1 protein-coding gene is annotated in these 410 nt (G+C 72.9%); it reads left to right on the forward strand.

Annotation, left to right across the window (positions count from 1 at the left end; translation table 11 throughout):
- Positions 1-29: 29 nt before the first annotated feature.
- On the forward strand, positions 30-410 hold a 381-nt coding region (locus G3I71_RS48930; protein ID WP_164325447.1), incomplete at its 3' end, for an L-threonylcarbamoyladenylate synthase.

Consider the following 410-nt stretch of genomic DNA (forward strand, 5'->3'; position numbering starts at 1 on the left):
ATGTGGGAGCGGAACAGTGGAGTACTGCGATGGTGACGGCAACGACCAGTGACATCGGGCGGGCGGCCGAGGTGCTGCGGGCCGGCGGTCTGGTGGCCCTTCCGACCGAGACCGTCTACGGTCTGGGCGCGAACGCCGAGGACCCTGCCGCCGTGGCGCGCATTTTCCAGGCGCAGGGGCGTCCGCCCTCCCACCCGCTGATCGTCCACATCGCCGCCGCGGAGCACTTGGCGGACTGGGTCGAGACCGTGCCGGAGACTGCGCGTCTGCTGGCCGAGCACTTCTGGCCGGGACCGCTGACCCTGGTCCTGCGGCGCGGCCACCGGGTGCCGCTGGAAGCGACGGGTGGGCTGGATACGGTGGCCGTGCGCGTGCCCGACCACCCTGTCGCGCTCGCGCTGGTGCCGGCC

It is taken from the genome of Streptomyces sp. SID12501, from assembly GCF_010550245.1.
In the GTDB taxonomy this organism is placed as follows: Bacteria; Actinomycetota; Actinomycetes; order Streptomycetales; family Streptomycetaceae; genus Streptomyces.